Raw genomic sequence first — 20,829 nt, 5'->3', positions numbered from 1 at the left:
ATTGAGGGTTTTTAACCTACACGACGATTTTCTCAAGTTGACCGGTGATGATGAATTTGTTAGAAAATTACAGGATCTAAATTTGTGACAACGTGGTTTTGATTAATAACCAAATAGTATAGTGATATATAGAGTTTAAAAAATTCAACATTAATAATTGAAAGCTATGAAAAACATCCTGACCCTTATTATAATTACAGTATTCTTCTCTTGTGTAGAGGGAAACAAACCCATTAAAGAATCTGAAAATCCATCTCAATCAAAATCAGACACGATTTCAAGTAAAATCCCGGTTTTGAATTTTGCGACTTTTCACATGGGAAAGACATCTGATGCAAATTCTACCGAATTTGATGAAAACGATAGGAAAAATCAACAAGATGCAAAAAGAATTGCTGAAATGATTAGCAAATTTAAACCAACAATCATCTGTGTTGAATATCCAACTGAGAAAGATTCCATACTTCAAAATGAGTATAAAAAATTCTTGAAAAATCCTTCTGAGCCTGTATCCTGGTATGGTGAGATTGGCTTGGTGGCATTTCCGCTAGCTCAAATGAACGGCTTAAAAAAAATCTACGGGATTGACCACAAAATGAGTTACAACTACAGAATAGCAAGAGAAATTGAAAATGAAATTGATTCCATCACGGTAAATAATTATTATGAAAATCCTTTTAAAGATCATCCAGAAATTGACGCAGATATGGATTCCCTCAATCTCTTAGAAAAACTAAAATTAATGAATCATCCAAAATTCTTGGATTTTCTTATTGTGGTTAATGCAGATATATTGGCTTATGCAGGAACTGAAGGTAATTTTGAAGGCGCAGACGAAGCCGCCAAATACTACCAGAGAAATCTACGTATTTATTCTAACCTGAACAGAATACCGATGACTAATGACGATAGGGTGTTTATCCTTTCTGGAGGTAGTCATACGGCGTTCCTCAGAGAGTTTTTTGAAAGAAGCCCTAAGTATGAGATGGTCGATACGTTTCAATATTTAGATTAATGGGAAAAGGTCTGAAAAAAATAAACTTCTCTAATTTTAAAAGGTTTCTTTCAGAATCAATCCTTATCGTGTTCAGCGTACTATTTGCCCTTTTTATCAACCAATGTCAAAATGAGGCGCAGGAAGAAAAGCGAACGATCAGTATTCTGAAAAACATCAAAAGTGAACTTGAAAATAACCGGAAGTCAGCACAAAGATTAGTCAATTATCATTCAGAAGTTATAAAAAAGCTGGAGATCACAGATAGCGATTCTTTAGAAAGTAAATTTTTTAGAGGATCAAGATTTGTAATTTGGGACAATGACATTATCCCAAGAGGAATTTCTCAAGAAATTTTTAAGGATATTGCCTGGCAAACCGCAGAACAAGAAGATATCTCCAGTAGAATCAGTTTTGACAAAGCTCAGGTTTTGTTTGAAGCCTATAGCCAACAAAAAATGGTAAATAAAACCATTAATACATTTATTAGAATGATAACACAGCGTGAAACCCACAGACGAGAACTTATTCATGAAACGGTTGCGATTATGCAGCAGTTAGTTACAGAGTTAAAGTCTCAAGAAAAAGCACTGGTCTACCGACTTGATGAGGCATTAAAGGTGCTTGAATAAAAAGCAGTCATTTTTTGTTTAGACAAGAAAGAAAACTCAATTATAGCCATAACTATGGTTGCTTTTTATGTTGAAGTATAAACGGAAAAGGGCAATCCTGCCTGTATCCTATGACTTGAGCAGACACATTGGTGCTTATTAGCCCGATTAGGACTGAAGCTGCTATCGTTTTAATCGTTTTTTTCATTTCTATATTTTTATTTGTATTCTATTCGTTATGCGACTTGTTTATCTTTCTTTTTGAAGTATTTTTTGTCAGATTTGATTTTGGCTTCAGACTGCTTACCGGTCTCGATGTAATATTTCAAATCTTCCATTGTAGTGTAAATATCCTTTCGCATCTTCGGTTTTATCATCCAACCCATCAAAAAGCCGGGTAGCGTTGCGAAAGTGACATCTAAGTCTATTGTTACTGTAGAAGTATCGATGCTCAAAGGCTTGACTTTCCACTTTGCAGTTGCGGCTTTCATTATGAACGGAGTGTCATCCAGATGGTACTGTAGTTCCATTTTTTCGGCATCGGCACGATCTATGATTTCGCTTACCTCGCCAAATACGGTAGAGCACGTTCTGCCTATGTAATCGCTGCCAAAAACTTCGCGTTCTTTAGATTCATTTACGGTACTTGCCCAGTTACAAGCATCGCCATAATTGGTGTATAGCACGTCCCAAACCTTTTGGACTGGTGCTTTAATTTTAAGGGTCTTATTGATTTTCATTGTTCTGATAATTTCGCTTCCGCGAAAGCGTACACAAATATGTACTCAACGTTCGCTAATAAAGCATTTATCACTTAGATTCACAATTGGAAAACCTGTGACAACTTCTACTAAAAAATCCCAAACTTTCGTTCAGGATTCTTTGCTACAAATACGTTGACAATTAGTATCACCAAGCAATAAATTCTGGTGGCTTTTTTCCTTTCATTCGCAGGTGTACGATGGCTTGGGCCCTGTGGTGCGCTGTATGGGTAAAGACAATTTCTAAAATGTTCCTGCGCGTCATATTACCTGCCCAAAACGAGGTAGTTTCTTCAAAAAAAGTAGCTTCTTTTGCAGTCATTGCATTGTGTAAAGAATGAAATTGGGCTGTTAGATAAGTAATTACCGCAGTTTTATCATTAGCGTTTTTGGGTGATTTGATTTTATCAAATTTAATAGCAGATTTACCTATATAGGCCATCGCTTCACCAATATGTACGAGCTGTTCGCCAAAGGTTCTAACATCGGCTGTGGGCTTAAAATCAAAATCTTCTGATGGCATTGCTTCGGCCACCTTTATAGAATACCGAAGGCTGTTCTCTAACTTTTTTAAATATTCTTTTTTAAAACTACTTTGTTGTGCGGTCATAGGCGTACAGGATGAAAGCAAAAGCGTTATAATTGCTGTGATTGATTGTAAAATTTTCATTAGTTGAGCTTCATCAGGTTTTTGATATGGTCATCATTTACGATGTCCTCGAGAAAGGTCTTTTTGTCAAAATCCTTTTTATAAGGCAACCTGCCGTATAGCTCTGCGTACTTTTCGTCAATAATATCCATCATCTCATCTGCATCATCTTTTATCTCCTTCTTGAAGTTGGAATACTCACTATGGTTAAAGAGTAAGTTCTTGCTATCAATAATTTTATTGTTGAGTGCAAAGGTGACCTTTTTATGGCAGCGACAAGGATTTGCCTTATTGACAAGCCCACACTTATCGTTCATAAAATTGAAGATATCCTTTCGCGCTCGTGAAAGTTTCTGCCTAAAGTTGTCTTTCGAAATCTTTAGAATCTCAGAACCCAGTGTATGGTCTGCATTGAACATTTCGCCCAAGATGTACACCAAGCGTTGGTCTCGGGTAAGGCATAACAGCATACCGCTCATACAGCTATAGTTCATTTCTTTGATAAACTCTTTATTCTCTTTCTGTTCCATTTCGTTAAGCGGATGATCTGGTGTCATCTCAAGTCCTTGAGCCATCTTATCAAAACTTTCGAATACTGATTCGTTAGGTCGACGTTTGGACACCAAAAAATGATTCACCACAATTCTGTAAGCCCAAGTTCGAAAAGAGCTTTTGCCTTCAAACTTCGATAGATTTGTAACGATCTTAATGGTTGCCTCTTGGGTCAAATCCTCTGCATCTGAGGGATGACGAACCATTTTCCATGCGATATTGTAGATATAAGGCTGATGTTTTAGTATCAGCGTTTCCAAAGATTTTTTATCACCAGCTTGAGCTTCTTTAACCAATTGGGCATCGGTTTTATCACTTTTATATTCTTTAAGGAATGGATTGTTCATAGTCTGATCTTTTTTACTTAGATACATTATTTTTTAATGTGTGACAACTTTGATATAATATATTTTTTTTTTGACAAAGTTGTCACATCGGTTTCTTTAATGGATCTAAGGGGTATAATCTTTAAAAATATTCAACAATGAAAACACTAAGAAATGCAATAGTAATTGCGCTCGTAGTATTTGGCTTTAACCAAGCCAATGCACAAAATGCTGATGCAAATATTACACTAACAAAGGTAATAGAAGCTTCAGCAGATGACGTTTGGTACGAACTGCGTAAACTGGACAACATCGATGAAATTTCAAGCTTTGTTGCCAAGGTAGAATTTAAAGGACCTAAAGGTGTTGGCGGAAGTAGAATATGTACCGCTCCAGACGGTCAGGGAAAATTCAAAGAGAATATCCTTGCTTATGATGACACAAACCGCACCTATACTTATGCCGTTGTAGAAGGTATTCCTGCAGCGGGTATGGTCAATAACTTTAAAGTCGTTGATTTAGGATATCAAAAATCGATGATTGTATGGACATCATCATACGATAAGTTCATGAAGAACCCACAGATGACCGAGGAACAATTTAATGGTTTCTTGAACCAAGCCAGTACCGAAATGATGGTCAATATTGCTCAGGCAGCCTCAAAATAGTAGCTAACCCTCGTTTAAAGTGTTTTAAGAGGTCGTTTTTATAGCGCGACCTCTTTTTAAATTAAAAAATACTGTGAAATAAGCCATAACGATTGTAATGATACTCACAAATATGATTATGTGGCGATTCTATCCGCCTACCAGCCGCTAAGTAGGCAGGTCTGACAACTGAAAAATAGAAATAGAGGTCAGTAGATAAATACATAAGGTTTTTAATTATAATAAACATTGTTTTTCATTAATTTAAAATCTTACCACATGTCCGGTCGAGAGCAGTCGAGAACTTCTCGTATTCATTAAATAGGTTTCGACTCTGCTACCAGACAGCAGTACTATAGCATCTTCTTCCGATAGGTAACTAACTACTGAACTCTAAGCAAAAATATAAAGAGACGAAAATCGCTTTAAAATGTGAAACGATAACCTACATCAGGAAAGAAACCAATCTGGTCTACTTGATTAATCTCATTGGTAAGTCTATTGTAACGCCTTTGAAATACATTGTCATTGTTGGTTACATTCTGTAAATCTACATAAAAGCGGTGGGTAGTCTTTTTCTTGGCTGAGTTAAACTGAAACCCAAATTTCACATCCCATCTCATATAATCATCTATCTGCTCGCTAAATGCCAAGTCTTCTTGTAACACTTCAAAACCAGCATCTTGAGAGGCCTGCAAATCTACCGGGGTTTCGTAGCGGCCACCAGCTATGGTGAGTCGTGTATCTACAAAAAAAGTATTCTTTTTGACCTTACCGATTTTAAATTCTTTCCCCGCCAATAAATTAGCTACATATCCATTATTAAAAGGAGAGTTGCGTTCTACGCTATCGCTACCTTCGTATTTACTTTCAAAAATAGATGTGGTTAATAAGCCGTAGTACCCATCACTGAAGAATTTTTCTAATGTAAATTCGACACCTTGATTAAAGCCCGTACCTTCATTCACTAGTGATACCCTGTCGTTCGAAAACCCAAAATCTGCACCTTCGGTAAGTGTTGAGTAACTACTTGGAAATGGTTCTACCCCGGCATTATCGATATCTTGATAATAGGCCTCTAATTTTGCACGCCATCCTTTACCCATATCAACATCATAACCCAGAACATAATGACTACTTCTGGTAAAGTCAAGGTCGGCATTAGTTTGTTGTACCGTACCGTTAACTGTTTCGTTGAGAAAAAGTATAGGAAGCGGAACAAGCTGATGATGTAAGCCATAGCCTATACTAATCTTATGCGTGTTGTTGAATTTATAGGAAAGTCCGGCTCGGGGTTCTAAGACAAACTGCTCGTTTAAATCACTGTATTGAGAATGTAGACCAGCATTAAGTGTCAATTTTTCAGATAATCTAAATTGTCCTTGCACATAAGGTTGAATAATAGAAAGACTTTCATCAATATTAATAAAAGTAGTCAGGTCGGGGTCCCCGTCACCATTAAGATCAGGTTGTTCTTCGCGATCTCGGCTCAGTTGTTCTGAGTTGAATCTTTCAAAAACCACTCCTGTACGCAAGGTAGCCTTATTGCTAAGTTTGCTATTGAACATTGTAGATAAGGCAATTCTGTTTTCAGCATTGTCTACCTCTGTATAACGTATAGTTCGCTCTTCTGGCGTATCAAAATTAATGAATCTATCTGCTTCAAATTCATCTGAGCTATTAGCGTATGATAGTATAGTTCTTACATACGATGATTTTCCTATGCCTATTTGGTGTCTTAGCCCGAACACAGCAAATCCCGAATTGACAAAAGCATTCTCGTCCTCTGCTGCAAATAAATCATCTTCATCAATATCTTCACCCAAAAATTCTATATCTGAGTTGCCTATAATTCCAAATATTGAAAAGTTACCTAATTTTCGGTCTCCAAAATCCAAATTAAAAGATACATCACTATAATTTGGTGTGGCTGCAGTTCCTGCTCCTGCACCAATTAATCCGATTAGTGAATAACGACCAGCGATCAAGAAAGAACCATTTTTCTTTCCCACTGGTCCTTCGGCAATAGCTTCTAGTCCGGTAAACGCACCGGCTTGAACGGTATACTCATAATCGTCTTTATTTCCTTTTCTAAATCCTAAATCAAAAACTCCACCAATAGCGTTTCCATATTCTGCTGGAAATGCCGAAGTAAAAAAATCAGAGTTTTCTAGCATATTGGGGTTTAATGCTGATACAGGGCCACCTGTAGTCCCGGCAGTTGCAAAGTGATTAGGGCTGGGAATAGGAATACCTTCTAATCTCCACAATAGTCCTGTAGGAGAATTCCCCCGAACTACAATGTCATTTCGGCTATCATCTGGAGCAGATACCCCGGCAAAGTTTGCAGCTAGTCTACCCACATCACCTCGACCTCCAGAAAATCGCTGAACTTCTTCGACACCAAACTGCCTTGCAGAAACAGTAGCCAGTTTATTGATTGGCCTATCTTTTCTTCTGGAAGAGGTTAAGACTACTTCGTCTAATTGTCCGAATGCTTCAATAAGTTGGGCATTTGCCCTAGCGTCCTTACCCGTAGTTACTACGATGTTTCCGTTGGTAATCGTTTCATATCCTAAAAAAGAAAAACGAATTGCCTGCCTCCCTAGCGGTACTTCATCAAGAGTATAATAACCATTTTGATTGGTAATGACTCCTTTGGCCGCTTCTTGATTTAAAAGCTCTATAGTCACTCCGGGAATGGGCAAGCCTGATTGCTGATCAATAACGCGACCTTTTATGGTGCCTGTTTGTGCTGTTACAGAGAGCGTAATTATTAAAATAGCGTAAGTGATTGTTAATTTCATTTCTAAAAGTTTTATTCAAAACTGCGCTTCAAATTCTTTACAAGAAATCCAGAAAAATTAAATTGAGAAATTATGGGTTAAACGAAGATAAAACTTCATAGAACTGCTAAATGCAAGAATTATTTATTAGCCTACAGTTGAGCACGGATTAAAAACGATTTAAAGTAAAAATCAACAGTTCAAATATACTAATTAGGTGATATCGCAGTGGTTTTTTACTTTTGAAAGTACTATATCCTTGTATTATGAAGCTATTACAAAAGATTCTTAAAAAATTAGCCATTCGATTAATGGTGGTAACTGGCGTTTTTGCCTGTATTCATTACTCGATGGTTGAGGATAACAGCTTACTGGATAATGCTACATTATTTTATTATTTCAGCGCAGTATTCTTTTTTATTACCGCTTGGGAAATTAGTGATAGGTTGATCAAGAAGCACGTTAAAAAGAACCGATTGAACAGCCTTGATTGGCGAGACGGCTTATTGATTCTGGCTGCGACCTTATTCATAATGATACCTATTTTTGCGATAGTCTATTATATCGCTATTTTCTACTTTAGAGATAATCTTGGCATTAATTGTGGTGAAGGCGGACCAATACAGCAATTCATAACTGATATGCTACGCGCAACCACCTTAACTATTACGGTATCCGTTTTTAACCTTTTTTACTTTAGCAACCAGGTAAAAAAACAAGTTCAAAATAGAATGCAGTCTTTGGAAAAAGAATTGGTAACTTCTAAATACAAAAGCCTAAAGAGCCAGATAAGTCCACACTTTCTTTTTAATAGCCTTAATACCCTTACCGCATTAATGTACGAAGATAGAGATTTGGCTTCTGATTTTACAAACAGGCTAGCCTTGTGCTATCGATATATTTTAGATAACCGTGATAAAGATTTAATACCTTTAAACAAGGAACTGGATTTTTTAGACTCTTTTATTTTTATGATGAACATACGTCACAACATGTCATTAAAAATTAGTACACACATAAATCTAAATACTAAAGATTACGTTATACCTACACTATCGATACAGATGCTTTTAGAAAACGCCTTGAAGCATAATTATTATTCAAAAGAAAAACCGATGCTTATCTCTATTACCAATACCGAAGAAATGTTGATCGTAGAGAACACATTTCGAAAACGGGAAAACGTAAAAAACTCGACTCAATTGGGTCTTAAAAATATTAAAAAACGTTTTGGTTTCTATTCGAATACAAAGGTGAGGATTGAAAAAACAGATAGTATTTTTCGAGTTGAATTACCGCTATTAAGTAAGGATATTGAAATGAGACCACCACTAACTATAGTTTCCTGATGAAAGCATTAATCATAGAAGATGAACAAATAGCCTCAAGACGCCTTACCAATCAAATCAATGAGTTAGGATTTGACATTGAAATTGTAGATACTTTAGATTCTGTCGAAAGCGGAAAGTCTTGGTTTCTGCAAAATGAGGCTCCAGATTTGGTTTTTTTAGATATTCAACTTAATGATGGGTATGGATTTGATATTCTGGAAGCCTTAGAAAAACAACCGCCTGTGATTTTTACAACTGCCTACAATGAATATGCGGTAAGGGGATTTAAATATAACGGTGTGGATTATCTTTTAAAACCTATTGATAAAAAAGAACTAAAGACCGCTCTAGAAAAATTTATGGAACGGCCTGTAATACAACAAGATCATTCTACTGCGAATATAGCCCAGTTTAAAAATATTTTCAAAAAAGAATACAAACATCGCTTTATGGTCAAGGTAGGAAATCATTTTAGTACATTTAATGTAGCCGATGTTGCTTATTTTTATGCCAGTGATGGTAGTATTTGTCTTCGCTCTTTTAACGGTAAAACGTTTCCTATTGAATATACTATAGATCAACTAGAAGAATTACTTAACCCGATTGATTTTTTCAGAGTAAATCGAAAATTCCTGATATCCCTTACATCTGTTGAAGAAATACATAATTACTTCAATAGTCGTCTACTGTTAAGACTTGAGCCTGATGTGCTTGAAAAAGTTATAGTATCCAGAGAACGTTGTACTTCATTTAAGAAATGGTTAGATATGTAACCTAAGCCTTCCCGGTTGAAAGTTTACAATTTTAGCAAAATAAAGTATTTGACTATCGTATCTACAAATTACTAGACTATTCCCACAAAAGTATTGGCATTAGGACTAGAAACCTATAAGCAATCAACCAAGGTATAGAGGATTTTGCAATCATGTTAAGATCGCTCGTTTACTGCGAGACCACTTAAAGTAGTCAATAGAGCGATATGTATCATTATATTCAACCAGTTTCCTGAGGGTATATGTACCAAAACAAGTGCCATTAACATCGTAAAAGCTAAAAAAACATACGATAGAAACTTAAAACGGTTTATCAGTACAAACACACCTGCAATAAGTTCAAATGCCGCCAATAGGATGGCGAGTATAAATGTACCGCTGCTACCTAAAAAATCTAATCCACTGTTGGCTAAAAAATCGGCCATATTCTGTAGGCCTACGCCTCCAAGAAATCCTTCAAAAAACTTTTCTAACCCTCCCCAAATAAAGAGTAGCCCAAATCCTATTCTAATAATTGTATTACCTGTATTCATCATATTTTGTTTATTGATTATTACTGATACAAATGTAGGCTCGAAATCGGCTTTATGCGATATAAATAGTTCACGGCTAATTGTATATTTTTCCCTTTTTATAGTATCTTGACCAGCAAAAAGTACAGCTAATTGGATATCATATCCTTTATATGAAGTAAGTCATAATAATGTGAGATACTCCCACCGATATGATGAAATGGCAATTCGACCCGCCTAACAGCCGCTAGGCAAGCAGGTCTGACCATCAAAAGCAATAAAAATAAACCTATGAAACTTGATTATACTAGCATAAAGGACGAAAGCCATTTTATAGTAACCAATTTTAGTTGTGGCCCTGCAATGAATTTATTGGATCAAAAAGGTTTCTATAAAATTTTATGGGCACGCGATAGTGCTGCCCAAATTACAGTTGATAGTTATAAACTACAGGTTAAAAAAAATCAGGTGGTTTTCTGCACACCACTTAACATAGTTGAGCTAGAAAAGGATGCCGGATTTACAGCATTGGTGTTTAATAGAGAATTCTATTGTATTAGAGACCATGATAAAGAAGTTTCTTGCAACGGTTTTCTATTCTATGGCTCCTCATTACCACCTGTACTAACTTTATCTGAAAGAGATATAAAGAGCTTTGAGGCAATGTTGGTAATTTTAAAAGAAGAGTTCGAGACCAAAGATCACATTCAAGGGGAAATGCTACGTTCAATCCTTAAGCGATTGCTTATCAAGTCAACCAGACTTATAAAGGAAGATAATAATCAGGCAGATTTACCAAAACCACAGTATGATTTGGTACGGCAATATCATGTTTTAGTAGAACAACATTTCAAACAAAAACATCAAGTGGCAGATTATGCAGATATGCTCTTTAAGTCTCCTAAAACCTTATCAAATGCATTTAAGAAATCTGGAAATAAATCACCATTAAAGATAATTAACGAACGTATTATTCTTGAGGCCAAAAGACTGTTGTTATATTCTGATAAAAATGCAGAGGAAATTGGCTTTGAATTAGGCTTTTCAGAACCTGCGCATTTTTCAAAGTTTTTTAAGAATCAAGCGGGCAGCCCACCTGGCAGTTTTCAAAAAGAATTCAAGAGCAATCTTTAACTGCTTTACAATAATACTTATGGTAAGTTATCTATGTACATACAAAAGCTACCCTTTCAAAATTTTCTAAAAAATGTCTACGGTCACACGCTTAGATAGCCGTTGTTGAGTACTTTTGGCTACCTATACAGTACTTATACCAAAATAAAAAAAGAGCAGTCCACTTCTCATAGACTGCTCACTTTCGTTGTACTTGTGTAAACAAGGGGGGTATTACTGTACAACTTCTAGGGGTGTGACCTCGGGGAAATCTACTGGTATCTTTGTGGTATTATTGATATAGTTCGAAATGGTCTTATCACCCACCAACGAAATAGTATCTATTAAATGCTCTTTGGTCCACCCGGCATTGAAAAAAGTTTCCAAAACTTCGGAATCTGTATTTCCTCTGTTTTCAGTAATATTTCTGGCCAGTTTTGCCAAAGCATCTAGTTTACTATCAAAAGAAGCTTCGCCAGCACGCAACTCTAATATTTGGTCTTCGGTGAAACCGTTTAGTTTAGCAATAGCCGTATGCGCTGCAAGACAGTATTCACAATTATTAACCTGGCTTACCGCTAAGTTTATCACCTCTTTTTCTTTTGCCTTAAGCGACGTTTTTGCATTCGAAAATTCGAGATAGTTTTTCAAGGCATTATTCGAATACGCATAGGTGGCGAAAAGATTGGGAACAAACCCTACGGTCTTTTCCAAATTATCGAATAGTGCTTTGTTAGTTTCACTTACTTCATCTCTTGTTGGTACATTAAATGTGCTCATAATCTTTGTTTTTAAAATGTTATTAAATTGCTTCATATAATTTGTCGGAATCGCAATAGTAATCATGGTGAGGATGTGTATCACAGTTCCGAGGTGTTCTGTTTGCATTTCTTTTTGAGTTTCCAAAAATTTCAATCAGGTTGAAAAGTGAGGTGCTGTTTAGCTTCATTCTTATTTTAATTTTAAGTACACCACAAAGATGCAACCGATACACAGCCAACGGCATATATGTTTTTCCTGTTGAATTATACATAATTCCCAAAACCTGAACTTTATTAATGAACTGGTTTAAACTTTCTTCAGCTTACCCTACCGATATGATTAAACCCGGTTTATGTATTAGAATGTCGTTATGAGGTTTAAAAATGCGATAAAACCAAGTGTTTTCTAAGTTTTAGCATAGCAGTTTACCCTGAGCGGAATCGAAAGGCTACGGCGAAATCTAAAAACATAACGTAGTGCTTGGTTTTGAAGCAGTTCTGGACCGTAGTAAATTTTCTAATGTATAAAGTGGGTAAAATAAGCTTATGCGAAAACGAAGCGGTTACAACTGTTTATAATTTTGTAACTGTTTATTTTCATTGAATTATAAAATTTTAAACAGATAAAAACAGATGACCATATCACTTTAGGCACTGCAAGTAAGCCACTGGTATATTATTAGGAAAATTGAATTCTACGGAAGACCTACTGACATAATTGAAAAGGAAAAAGTAGGCAGCAGTTGTGTGAATTATAATACTCAAAATTGTAACAAAAAAAAGTTTTTCTCATCTATATAAACGAATAAACTATTTATTTTGAATGTAGATATCATACCAAAATGAGTATAACTAAACTTTGAAACATACTATTCTATGAAAACTAACATTGTATTTTTAATACTGATTTTGTCTTTACAGCATATACGCGCTCAAAAACTGGATAAATACACAGGAAGTGTAACCGTGAATATGAAAGAACGTGTATACATTGCTGACCTCAATATCACTTTTGATTCGTTTTTGAATAGTGATGTCATTAAGCTCTACATTCAAGGAGGGGCTCAAATTAATGCGATCAAGTCTCAAGGCGTATCAATACCTTATGAAATTACTGCTGAAGAGTTAGTTTATGATAGTAGGAAAAAACAACTATTAATTGCCGTTGATAATATTTACCAGAAAAGCTTGAATATATCCTATTCAACTAGTTTTGACGAAATAAAAAATAAACGATTTCAATACAAACCGGATTGGGCAGAATTTAATATCTATACAGACTGGTTTCCTTGGAATATCAATTACGGACTATTTCACTACGAAGTGAAAATCAACTCGAAAGATACAATCATAGGAGCTCATCTTTTGTCAAATAACGTACTTAAAAGTACGAGAGAAACCTTTGACATTCCGTTTTTAGTTTCATCAAAAGCCAAGAAAATATCCACAAAGAATAAAAAAATTCATATTTACTCTCATCAAGTGGCAGATAGTATAATTGAAAGCATCCAGAACAAATCACAACAATTTTATGCTCATTTTGAAAAAACGTATGGGCCAACCAACTCAAAAGAACTACATATAATTGTTAACAATTCCAAACGCTCTCTAGCCTACGCACGACCTAATTACATATCTCTTGCTTTTGACGAAAAGTTTACCAAAATAGATTTTAAAACACTAGCGCACGAGATTGCTCATCTGTGGTGGGATAAGGCAGACCTGGCTACCTGGGAAGATTGGTTAAATGAAGGGTTTGCCGAATATAGTTCTATGAGAATCTATAGCGCAGAATATGGTCAGGATATTTGTGATGAATGGATTAAAAAAATAGATAGCTGGATTCAAAAGCTCGAAGCTCCTTCAGTTTGGGGAATCGATAAAAATAATTCTAAAAGCAATGCTGTACTAACATATAAAGCCGCTCTTATTTTACAAGAATTAGAACATAAGATGGGTAAAGAAAAAATGGATATGCTCTTAAGAGAAACCCATGAAAAACAGATCAAGACCACAAAAAATCTCCTAAAGTTGGTTACAAAGCTTACGGATCAAACAACGAGTCAATGGTTTGAAGAACAACTAAAAAAGTGAGTATATGTAATCCGTATTTATTAGAACTTCGTCATTAGACTTTCAAACACATTACAAAACAACGCTTTGAACGAGATCTGGTAATGGAAATGTTTTCTTAATTTTAGCATAGTACCGAGCTTTCGATGAGGTTGTTCATGCTACTTTTTGGGTATACTTTTCTCTATATAAAAGAATAAGATTACAAAAAGAAATAATAAACCCTGCAGAAAATAAATAGCATAAAAATAACAGGACAATAAGTTGTACTCTGTTGGCAGTAATACTTGCTTTTGTCCAAGCTTTCTCTGGATCTCCCAATAAGATCATCATTTTCTCATTTCTTGCCGGTAGGAAGCCGTGAGAAGCTTCGAAAGCTTTAAAGGGATTGTTGGCTATAAATTCATTTCCGATTACGATATCTTTTTCTTGATAGGGCAAGGTTTTGGCTTCTCTAGTAAAATAATAAGCCGTATAAACTCCTATCAAAATTAGAATAAAACTAACTGACAATCCCATCCAGACCCGAGTCTTTTTGTTTTTTAAAGAATATAAAATTAGAAAACCTGCCAGTGCTGTAGCAACAAATATTCCAAACTTTACTAAAAAAGAACTATGATCATCGGTTGCATACCAAGATGGTAATGGAATGATAAAAGCACCTGCTAAAGCAGCGATCCATGTGCTTAACAAAGTAACCTCTTTCCAAACTTCTTTTAACTTTGATACAAACATAATGCTTTCACTTTGGGGTTTGTAGTACTAGTGTTTTTTCTTCTTCTCCACTAGTACTCATGATAAGATGTAGCTCTGGCTCTCCTATCCTATCGTCTTTTTCTAACCAAAATAAATAATATCCAGGCACAAAATCATGGATCGCATCTTGAGTGGGCCGGTTAAAGCGAAATCTTTTAATATCTTGTTCTCGCTCGTAGGATAATTTTCCAAAAACAAAAAATCCTTCTTCTTCGTTAGAGTTTACGATTACCTTAATTTTTGTAGTAGCATTATTTTGTGCAGTATTACGAATTGTGCTTAGTTTGGCATCGTAATCCTGGTATATGGCATGGATCAAATATTCTTTATTGGCTATCGTCTCATAATTTTTAAGAAGATAACTTAATGTTTTTTCCGTTTCTTTTAATGTGGAAATATATTCTGGAGTAAGTGCGTATTTATCATTACATTTTTCCAAAACTGGGAACAACTCCAAACTCTTTTCATTCAATTCATTATAAACGTTAAGTAGCTTTGAATCATTTGTTTCTATGAGTTTTTTCTGTAACGCTTCTAATCGCTGCTGAGTGGTTAATAAAACCGATGAAAGCTCTTTGTTTTTAGGGCCATAGCTGGCACAACCATAGAATATTACTGTCACACAAAACAGAGCTATTTGTATTTGTTTCATTTTAAAGATATTTGAATGCATTATCGCAAAAGATTATAGTACACCTATCCAAAAGTTTGTAGAAGTATACCTTTATACTATCGTTACTACTTCAAATATAAGTAAACTTATAGCGATACTCGAGATATCATACCTCCCTTACAATGAACTGATTGAAACTTTTTTCAATTTGATAAAAAAAATGCAGTTTTACACGTATACTTTATAATTTTTGACTTCCGTAACGCGGCTATGCAAGTAAAAAATTACTTCATCCAAGCACAAAACCTTTCGCAATCGCACCATTTGGCATCTTCCTATGGGGTCGGTCCTGCTTACATCAAAAAAGTTTATATCAGTTCAATTTTATCGCTACTATAATTAGAAACTCCATCAATTTTGCCGTAAGATTTCGCCTCAATACTGTATCTTTATAATTTATCTGTAAAGCCATCTATGATACCTGTCGAAAAAGCGTTAGCGCTCGTTGATCAATATACTGAAAAAACTAAGAACATACTTACGGTCTCTTTATCAGAGGCTTTGGGTGCTACCTTGGCTAATGATGTAATCTCCCCTATTCATATGCCACCATTTCGGCAATCGGCCATGGATGGTTATGCCTTGGGTTCTATTGAAGAAAACAAATTTAACTTGGTTGGCGAAGTACAAGCTGGTGATAACAGCGATCCCGTATTACAAAAAGATGAAGCGATTCGAATTTTCACAGGAGCACCCGTACCATCTACTGCCAAATCAGTAATCATGCAAGAAAAAACCAAAGTAGTCGCCAAACAGCTATTTTTGGATGAACCTGCAAAAAAGGATGCTAATATTCGACCATTAGCTGAACAAATTAAACAAGGTGATCTTGCACTTCCAAAAGGTACTTTTATAAATGCAGCGTCTATTGGATATCTCGCCACGTTGGGAGTAACCCATGTAGAAGTGTACAAAAAGCCATCTATCGCAATTATTGCTACCGGAAATGAACTTATTAAACCGGGACAAGAACTTAAACACGGGCAAATTTATGAAAGTAACTCTATTATGCTTTCTACTGCCTTACAAACCTTCGGTTTTAAAAATACGACACGCTATAAAGTAGAAGATGATTATGACGCTACGCTAACCCTGCTCAAAAAAGTATTGCAACAACATGATGTTATTCTTATTTCAGGAGGGATTTCGGTGGGTGATTATGACTTTGTTGGTAAGGTACTGCGCGAGCTTCAGGTCAAAGAAATTTTTTATAAAGTAAAGCAAAAGCCTGGCAAGCCGCTTTATTTTGCAAAAAAAGAACACACTACGATCTTTGCTTTACCAGGTAATCCAGCCTCTTCATTAAGTTGTTTTTATATTTATGTTCTTCCGGCTTTACAAAAAATTTCAGGTGTAGCAGACTACCATTTAAAACGCAATTCTTCAATCTCAAACAGCACGTATTCAAAAAAGGGCGTGCGAGCAGAGTTTTTAAAAGCTACTTTGAAGGATGGAAAAGCGACGATTCTCGATGGTCAAGCTTCTTCAATGCTACGTTCTTTTGCCATAGCCAATGTTTTACTATATATCCCTGAAGAAATTTCAGAAATCAATCCTGGTGATACCGTACAAATCATTCCTATAAACCAGATGATGCATTAGATTTTACTAAGCAAGCTCATATAACTTACTAAAAATTATACAAAATAAGTGCTATATTCAAAATTTCGCTGTATCTTTAAAAACATAACGTTTGGTTATAATGAAATATAAAATCAAAAGTCGAATTTGGATAGAGTCAGACCATGGTGTTTTTTTGGGTGAAGGACGAGTACGCCTTCTTAAAGCTATCGCCAAAACAGGTTCATTAAGTCAAGCGGCAAAGTGTTTGGGTATGTCTTATAAAAAAGCCTGGAACTTATTAAATAGCATGAATACCATTGGCAATCGACCGTTGGTTACTACGGCAATTGGCGGCAAAGGTGGTGGTGGAGCATCCCTTACGGCTTATGGTGAAGAAGTTATACAGACCTTTGATGAAATCAATCAAAAATGTTGGGAATTTTTGGATCATGAATTACACAAGGTTTCTTTATGAAAGGAAATGTTTAAAATTTTTAATGTGAGAGCGTAGCGGCTACATACGTTCTCCATTTTTTAATTAGTTTGTTTTCAAACAATTAAAAACATGTGAACGTATGAATCAACTTAAAAAAATAACCGGTATTATACTCGCAGGGGGCAAAAGCCAAAGGATGGGTCAGGACAAAGGATTGATGATTGTTAACAACAAGCCGTTTATTCAACATATAATTGATGCACTAATGCCCCTTACCCACGAGATCATTATCGTAAGTAATACTTCTGCATATGATACCTTTGCAATCAAAAGGGTTGAAGATCATATTCCCAATGCTGGGCCAATAGCAGGAATACACGCTGGATTAATGCACTCTAAAACCGTAAATAACATCATCTTAAGCTGCGATGTACCCATGATTACTACTTCGTTGTTAGAAAAGTTAACATCCTACAAAAATGATGATTATGATGTGGTTCAATTTGAAGCTAATAGAAAAACGATGCCTTTAATCGCTTTATATAAGAAACGATGTGCAGCCTATTGTCTAGATGTACTTTCAAGAGGAGAAAAACGCTTGCGTACTTTAATTTCTGAAATGAATACCAAGACTATCGTGCTTCCCAAAAAGGATTGGTTTTTGGTTCATAATATTAATACAGTGACTGATTTAAAAACGATAATACATGCGATTGACCATTAAATACTTTGGCATGTTAGCAGAAACTACTTCGGTTAGCGAGGAACAGCTGGAAATAGAAAGTAGTTCTGTTGCCAAATTAATTGTAAAACTTAAAGATAAGTATCCCGAATTAAATAATCTAGACTTTAAAATTGCCGTAGATCAAAGACTGGTTTCTAATGAAGATCATATCCATGCTGAAGCCGAAGTTGCTTTGTTACCTCCTTTTGCAGGCGGTTGAAAAAAAAGACAATGAGTATATCAAACACCAGATACCATAGACAAATTATTCTTCCTGAAATTGGGACGGAAGGACAAGAAAAACTCACGGCTTCAAAAGTGTTGGTTATTGGTGCTGGTGGGTTAGGCTGCCCTATATTACAATATCTTGCGGCAGCCGGTGTTGGCACAATAGGTATCATAGATTTTGATCGCGTAGAAACCTCTAACCTACACCGCCAGATTTTATACGGACAAACCGCAGTAGGTGAACATAAAGCCATTGCCGCACAACATCGCCTAGAAGATTTAAATCCTGAAATACATACGATTGCGTATCCAGAAAAACTAAGTACAACGAATGCCTTGTCTTATTTTTCTGAATATGATATTATTGTAGATGGTACCGATAATTTTTCAACACGATATTTGATAAGTGACGCTTGTGTTATCGCCAACAAGCCGCTGGTATACGGAGCAATTTTTAAATTTGAAGGACAGGTTTCGGTATTTAACTACAAAAACGGCCCTACATACCGCTGTTTATTTCCCGACCCGCCCAGGACAGGAAGTGTTCCTTCTTGCGCCGAAATAGGAGTTCTGGGAGTCTTGCCCGGAATCATAGGTAGTCTACAAGCCAACGAAGTTTTAAAAATTATACTAGGAATAGGCGAGATATTGAACGGAAAACTACTGGTATATGATAGTCTTACTACCCGGTTTTCAACATTTTCTATACAGCGTATCGAATCTGAAGTAGAGAAAGTCATCAATTTAGCAGATCAATTTAAAACAATGGATTATGATTTTTTCTGCGGAATTAAAACAATAAAAGAAGTTACACCCGAAGATATTACCTCAACTAAAAATAGTACCCTCATTGATGTTCGAGAAACGAGCGAACAGCCTCGATTGAAACATTTGAATGCTATTTCTATTCCGTTAAGGGTACTATCTAAAAAGTTAACCACTTTGGATAAAGACAAAGAAATTGTGGTCTTTTGCCAATCAGGCATTCGCAGTAAAAAGGCGGCAGCACTGCTTTTGGATAATGGATTTACAAATGTCGCACACCTAAAAGGAGGAGCCCTTGCGCTTCATAATCATAAACCGCTAAGCAAAGTTTAATATTGACTATGGAAAAAAAGAAACCCAAAAATGTTTTTAGAGAAGGAGCAATTTCTTCAGAATTTATAGGCACATCTATCGCAAAACATCAAACAAAAACAAGTATCGGTGCTCATAATATCTTTTTAGGGCAAGTACGGGCCGATAGTATTGATGATAAAACAATCACAGCTATCGAATATACGGCTTACGAAGATATGGCCAATCAAAAATTTCACGAAATACGAGAGACCACTTTTGAAAAGTTTGACCTTACCTGTATGCATATTTACCATAGTTTAGGAAAAGTAAACGCTGGAGAAATCTGTCTTTTCGTTTTTGTTTCTTCTCCCAGAAGAAAAGTAGTTTTCGAAGCTTTAGAATATGTAGTAGAGGCAATAAAAGCTGATGTTCCTGTTTTTGGTAAAGAAATTTTCGAAGATCAAACCCATCAATGGAAACAAAACACTTAACTACGCATTACTAAAATGCAGACCAAAATTCAAAAAACAAAACGAACTAGATCCCTCACAAATGAGGGGATGACAATTTAAAAGTTGCTCGCGATCATGGTAGATATTACAAATAAAACCTCAACACTACGAATTGCCACAGCCCAAGCCGTGGTTAAGGTGAGTACGCCAGCTACAATCGAAGCCATAAAAAAAGGGACGGTGCCCAAAGGCGATGTATTGGCTATGAGTAAAGCTGCAGGACTGCTAGGTGTGAAAAAAACTCCGGATCTACTTCCAGATTGCCACCCTTTACCTATAGAATATACAAACATAGCATATAAAATTAGTGATCTTGAAATCCAGGTATCGGTTACCATAAAAACTATTTATAAGACCGGTGTCGAAGTAGAGGCGATGCACGGAGCGAGTATCGTAGCCTTAAACATGTACGACATGCTCAAACCTATTGATAAAGGGATAGAGATTCATCATATTAAATTGATCGATAAAAAGGGAGGTAAATCAGACTATACAGATACTTTTCGTTCAGATATACAGGCAGCTGTAGTGGTATGTTCTGATACGATTTCGGCAGGAAAAAAAGAAGATAAAGCAGGCAAGGCTATCATATCTAAATTAAAAAAATGTAATGTAGAAATTTTGAACTATGCTATTATACCAGACGAAGTAGCAACTATTCAGCAAAAAGCTAAACATTACCAAAGTCAAGGAGCAGATATTATCATTTATACAGGAGGAACGGGGTTATCCAAACGCGATGTAACTCCCGAGGCGCTTCAACCTTTGTTAGATCGAACCATACCCGGTGTAGAAGAAGCTATTCGTAAATATGGTCAGGATCGCATGCCCTACGCTATGCTATCAAGAAGTGTGGTAGGAACCATAGAAAATACATTGGTATTGGCGCTTCCCGGTTCTACAAATGGTGCAAAAGAATCGATGGAGGCTATTTTTCCCGAAATTTTACATGTTTTTAGAATTTTGAAAGGGGCGCGGCATGATTAAAT

General features: G+C 35.8%; 23 protein-coding genes. 14 read left to right on the top strand and 9 right to left on the bottom strand.

Annotated features, from left to right (window positions below; genetic code table 11):
- Nucleotides 1–166 precede the first annotated feature (166 nt).
- Together J8281_RS04930 and J8281_RS04925 are read left to right on the top strand one after the other, a co-directional pair.
- A complete protein-coding gene (locus J8281_RS04930) occupies nucleotides 167–1,015 on the top strand; it encodes a DUF5694 domain-containing protein (protein WP_246848971.1) in 849 nt (282 codons plus the stop codon).
- Nucleotides 1,015–1,626 (top strand): hypothetical protein, encoded by a 612-nt coding sequence (locus J8281_RS04925; RefSeq protein ID WP_210196475.1) that lies wholly within the window; start codon nucleotides 1,015–1,017, stop codon nucleotides 1,624–1,626. Before J8281_RS04930 ends, J8281_RS04925 begins: the two co-directional genes overlap by 1 nt.
- 52 nt (nucleotides 1,627–1,678) lie before the next feature.
- Here the strand turns inward: J8281_RS04925 and J8281_RS19805 are convergent, their stop codons facing one another.
- From J8281_RS19805 to J8281_RS04910, 4 genes are all read right to left on the bottom strand, one after another.
- Nucleotides 1,679–1,813, bottom strand: coding sequence for a hypothetical protein (locus J8281_RS19805; RefSeq protein WP_256437872.1), 135 nt, complete (start codon nucleotides 1,811–1,813; stop codon nucleotides 1,679–1,681).
- Between the two features lie 28 nt (nucleotides 1,814–1,841).
- Entirely contained in the window at nucleotides 1,842–2,345 is a 504-nt protein-coding gene (locus tag J8281_RS04920; protein ID WP_210196474.1) for an SRPBCC family protein, read from the bottom strand.
- Between the two features lie 169 nt (nucleotides 2,346–2,514).
- The gene (locus tag J8281_RS04915; protein ID WP_210196473.1) at nucleotides 2,515–3,036 is read right to left on the bottom strand and encodes a DinB family protein; all 522 of its coding nucleotides are present in this window, start codon (nucleotides 3,034–3,036) and stop codon (nucleotides 2,515–2,517) included.
- Nucleotides 3,036–3,914 (bottom strand): RNA polymerase sigma factor, encoded by an 879-nt coding sequence (locus J8281_RS04910; protein WP_210196472.1) that lies wholly within the window; start codon nucleotides 3,912–3,914, stop codon nucleotides 3,036–3,038. The genes J8281_RS04915 and J8281_RS04910 overlap by 1 nt, the downstream gene beginning before the upstream one ends.
- 137 nt (nucleotides 3,915–4,051) lie before the next feature.
- Here J8281_RS04910 and J8281_RS04905 point away from each other — a divergent pair, with 137 nt between their 5' ends.
- Nucleotides 4,052–4,561 carry an SRPBCC family protein gene (locus tag J8281_RS04905; RefSeq protein WP_210196471.1) on the top strand — a complete coding sequence of 170 codons (510 nt, stop codon included), beginning with the start codon at nucleotides 4,052–4,054 and terminating at the stop codon, nucleotides 4,559–4,561.
- Between the two features lie 404 nt (nucleotides 4,562–4,965).
- Here the strand turns inward: J8281_RS04905 and J8281_RS04900 are convergent, their stop codons facing one another.
- Complete coding sequence (locus J8281_RS04900; RefSeq protein ID WP_210196470.1) at nucleotides 4,966–7,347, bottom strand: TonB-dependent receptor; 2,382 nt, start codon at nucleotides 7,345–7,347, stop codon at nucleotides 4,966–4,968.
- 245 nt (nucleotides 7,348–7,592) lie between these two features.
- On the opposite strand from J8281_RS04900, the gene J8281_RS04895 reads away from it, so the two are divergent.
- The gene (locus tag J8281_RS04895; RefSeq protein ID WP_210196469.1) at nucleotides 7,593–8,675 is read left to right on the top strand and encodes a sensor histidine kinase; all 1,083 of its coding nucleotides are present in this window, start codon (nucleotides 7,593–7,595) and stop codon (nucleotides 8,673–8,675) included.
- Nucleotides 8,675–9,430, top strand: coding sequence for a LytTR family DNA-binding domain-containing protein (locus J8281_RS04890; protein ID WP_210196468.1), 756 nt, complete (start codon nucleotides 8,675–8,677; stop codon nucleotides 9,428–9,430). Before J8281_RS04895 ends, J8281_RS04890 begins: the two co-directional genes overlap by 1 nt.
- Before the next feature lie 155 nt (nucleotides 9,431–9,585).
- Here J8281_RS04890 and J8281_RS04885 read toward each other — a convergent pair whose 3' ends face one another.
- Nucleotides 9,586–9,966 carry a DoxX family protein gene (locus J8281_RS04885; RefSeq protein ID WP_246848970.1) on the bottom strand — a complete coding sequence of 127 codons (381 nt, stop codon included), beginning with the start codon at nucleotides 9,964–9,966 and terminating at the stop codon, nucleotides 9,586–9,588.
- A gap of 267 nt (nucleotides 9,967–10,233) precedes the next feature.
- On the opposite strand from J8281_RS04885, the gene J8281_RS04880 reads away from it, so the two are divergent.
- Nucleotides 10,234–11,076 carry an AraC family transcriptional regulator gene (locus J8281_RS04880; protein WP_210196467.1) on the top strand — a complete coding sequence of 281 codons (843 nt, stop codon included), beginning with the start codon at nucleotides 10,234–10,236 and terminating at the stop codon, nucleotides 11,074–11,076.
- Between the two features lie 213 nt (nucleotides 11,077–11,289).
- On the opposite strand, the gene J8281_RS04875 is transcribed toward J8281_RS04880, so the two are convergent.
- Nucleotides 11,290–11,835 carry a carboxymuconolactone decarboxylase family protein gene (locus J8281_RS04875; protein ID WP_210196466.1) on the bottom strand — a complete coding sequence of 182 codons (546 nt, stop codon included), beginning with the start codon at nucleotides 11,833–11,835 and terminating at the stop codon, nucleotides 11,290–11,292.
- Nucleotides 11,836–12,692: 857 nt separating this feature from the next.
- On the opposite strand from J8281_RS04875, the gene J8281_RS04870 reads away from it, so the two are divergent.
- On the top strand, nucleotides 12,693–13,910 hold the full coding sequence (locus J8281_RS04870; protein ID WP_210196465.1) for a hypothetical protein: 1,218 nt from the start codon (nucleotides 12,693–12,695) through the stop codon (nucleotides 13,908–13,910).
- 135 nt (nucleotides 13,911–14,045) lie between these two features.
- Here the strand turns inward: J8281_RS04870 and J8281_RS04865 are convergent, their stop codons facing one another.
- On the bottom strand, nucleotides 14,046–14,624 hold the full coding sequence (locus tag J8281_RS04865; RefSeq protein WP_210196464.1) for a hypothetical protein: 579 nt from the start codon (nucleotides 14,622–14,624) through the stop codon (nucleotides 14,046–14,048).
- Between the two features lie 7 nt (nucleotides 14,625–14,631).
- Nucleotides 14,632–15,297, bottom strand: a complete 666-nt coding sequence (locus J8281_RS04860; RefSeq protein WP_210196463.1) for a hypothetical protein — start codon at nucleotides 15,295–15,297, stop codon at nucleotides 14,632–14,634.
- A gap of 435 nt (nucleotides 15,298–15,732) precedes the next feature.
- Here J8281_RS04860 and glp point away from each other — a divergent pair, with 435 nt between their 5' ends.
- The 7 genes from glp to moaCB all read left to right on the top strand — a co-directional run bounded on the left by glp (nucleotide 15,733) and on the right by moaCB (nucleotide 20,827).
- Nucleotides 15,733–16,920 carry a gephyrin-like molybdotransferase Glp gene (glp, locus tag J8281_RS04855; protein ID WP_210196462.1) on the top strand — a complete coding sequence of 396 codons (1,188 nt, stop codon included), beginning with the start codon at nucleotides 15,733–15,735 and terminating at the stop codon, nucleotides 16,918–16,920.
- Nucleotides 16,921–17,020: 100 nt separating this feature from the next.
- Complete coding sequence (locus tag J8281_RS04850; RefSeq protein WP_210196461.1) at nucleotides 17,021–17,356, top strand: winged helix-turn-helix domain-containing protein; 336 nt, start codon at nucleotides 17,021–17,023, stop codon at nucleotides 17,354–17,356.
- A gap of 100 nt (nucleotides 17,357–17,456) precedes the next feature.
- Nucleotides 17,457–18,041 carry a molybdenum cofactor guanylyltransferase gene (locus tag J8281_RS04845; RefSeq protein ID WP_210196460.1) on the top strand — a complete coding sequence of 195 codons (585 nt, stop codon included), beginning with the start codon at nucleotides 17,457–17,459 and terminating at the stop codon, nucleotides 18,039–18,041.
- Nucleotides 18,025–18,261 (top strand): MoaD/ThiS family protein, encoded by a 237-nt coding sequence (locus J8281_RS04840; RefSeq protein ID WP_210196459.1) that lies wholly within the window; start codon nucleotides 18,025–18,027, stop codon nucleotides 18,259–18,261. The genes J8281_RS04845 and J8281_RS04840 overlap by 17 nt, the downstream gene beginning before the upstream one ends.
- Nucleotides 18,262–18,272: 11 nt before the next feature.
- Nucleotides 18,273–19,367, top strand: a complete 1,095-nt coding sequence (moeB, locus tag J8281_RS04835) for a HesA/MoeB/ThiF family protein (RefSeq protein WP_210196458.1) — start codon at nucleotides 18,273–18,275, stop codon at nucleotides 19,365–19,367.
- 8 nt (nucleotides 19,368–19,375) lie between these two features.
- A complete protein-coding gene (locus J8281_RS04830; protein ID WP_210196457.1) occupies nucleotides 19,376–19,819 on the top strand; it encodes a molybdenum cofactor biosynthesis protein MoaE in 444 nt (147 codons plus the stop codon).
- A 96-nt stretch (nucleotides 19,820–19,915) separates the two neighbouring features.
- The gene (gene moaCB, locus J8281_RS04825) at nucleotides 19,916–20,827 is read left to right on the top strand and encodes a bifunctional molybdenum cofactor biosynthesis protein MoaC/MoaB (RefSeq protein WP_210196456.1); all 912 of its coding nucleotides are present in this window, start codon (nucleotides 19,916–19,918) and stop codon (nucleotides 20,825–20,827) included.
- Nucleotides 20,828–20,829: the final 2 nt, after the last annotated feature.

The sequence above is a fragment of the Aquimarina sp. U1-2 genome, assembly GCF_017897595.1.
Classification (GTDB): domain Bacteria; phylum Bacteroidota; class Bacteroidia; order Flavobacteriales; family Flavobacteriaceae; genus Aquimarina.
The sequence above is the reverse complement of the archived record's forward strand: the minus strand, read 5'-3'. Positions and strand labels throughout refer to the sequence as shown.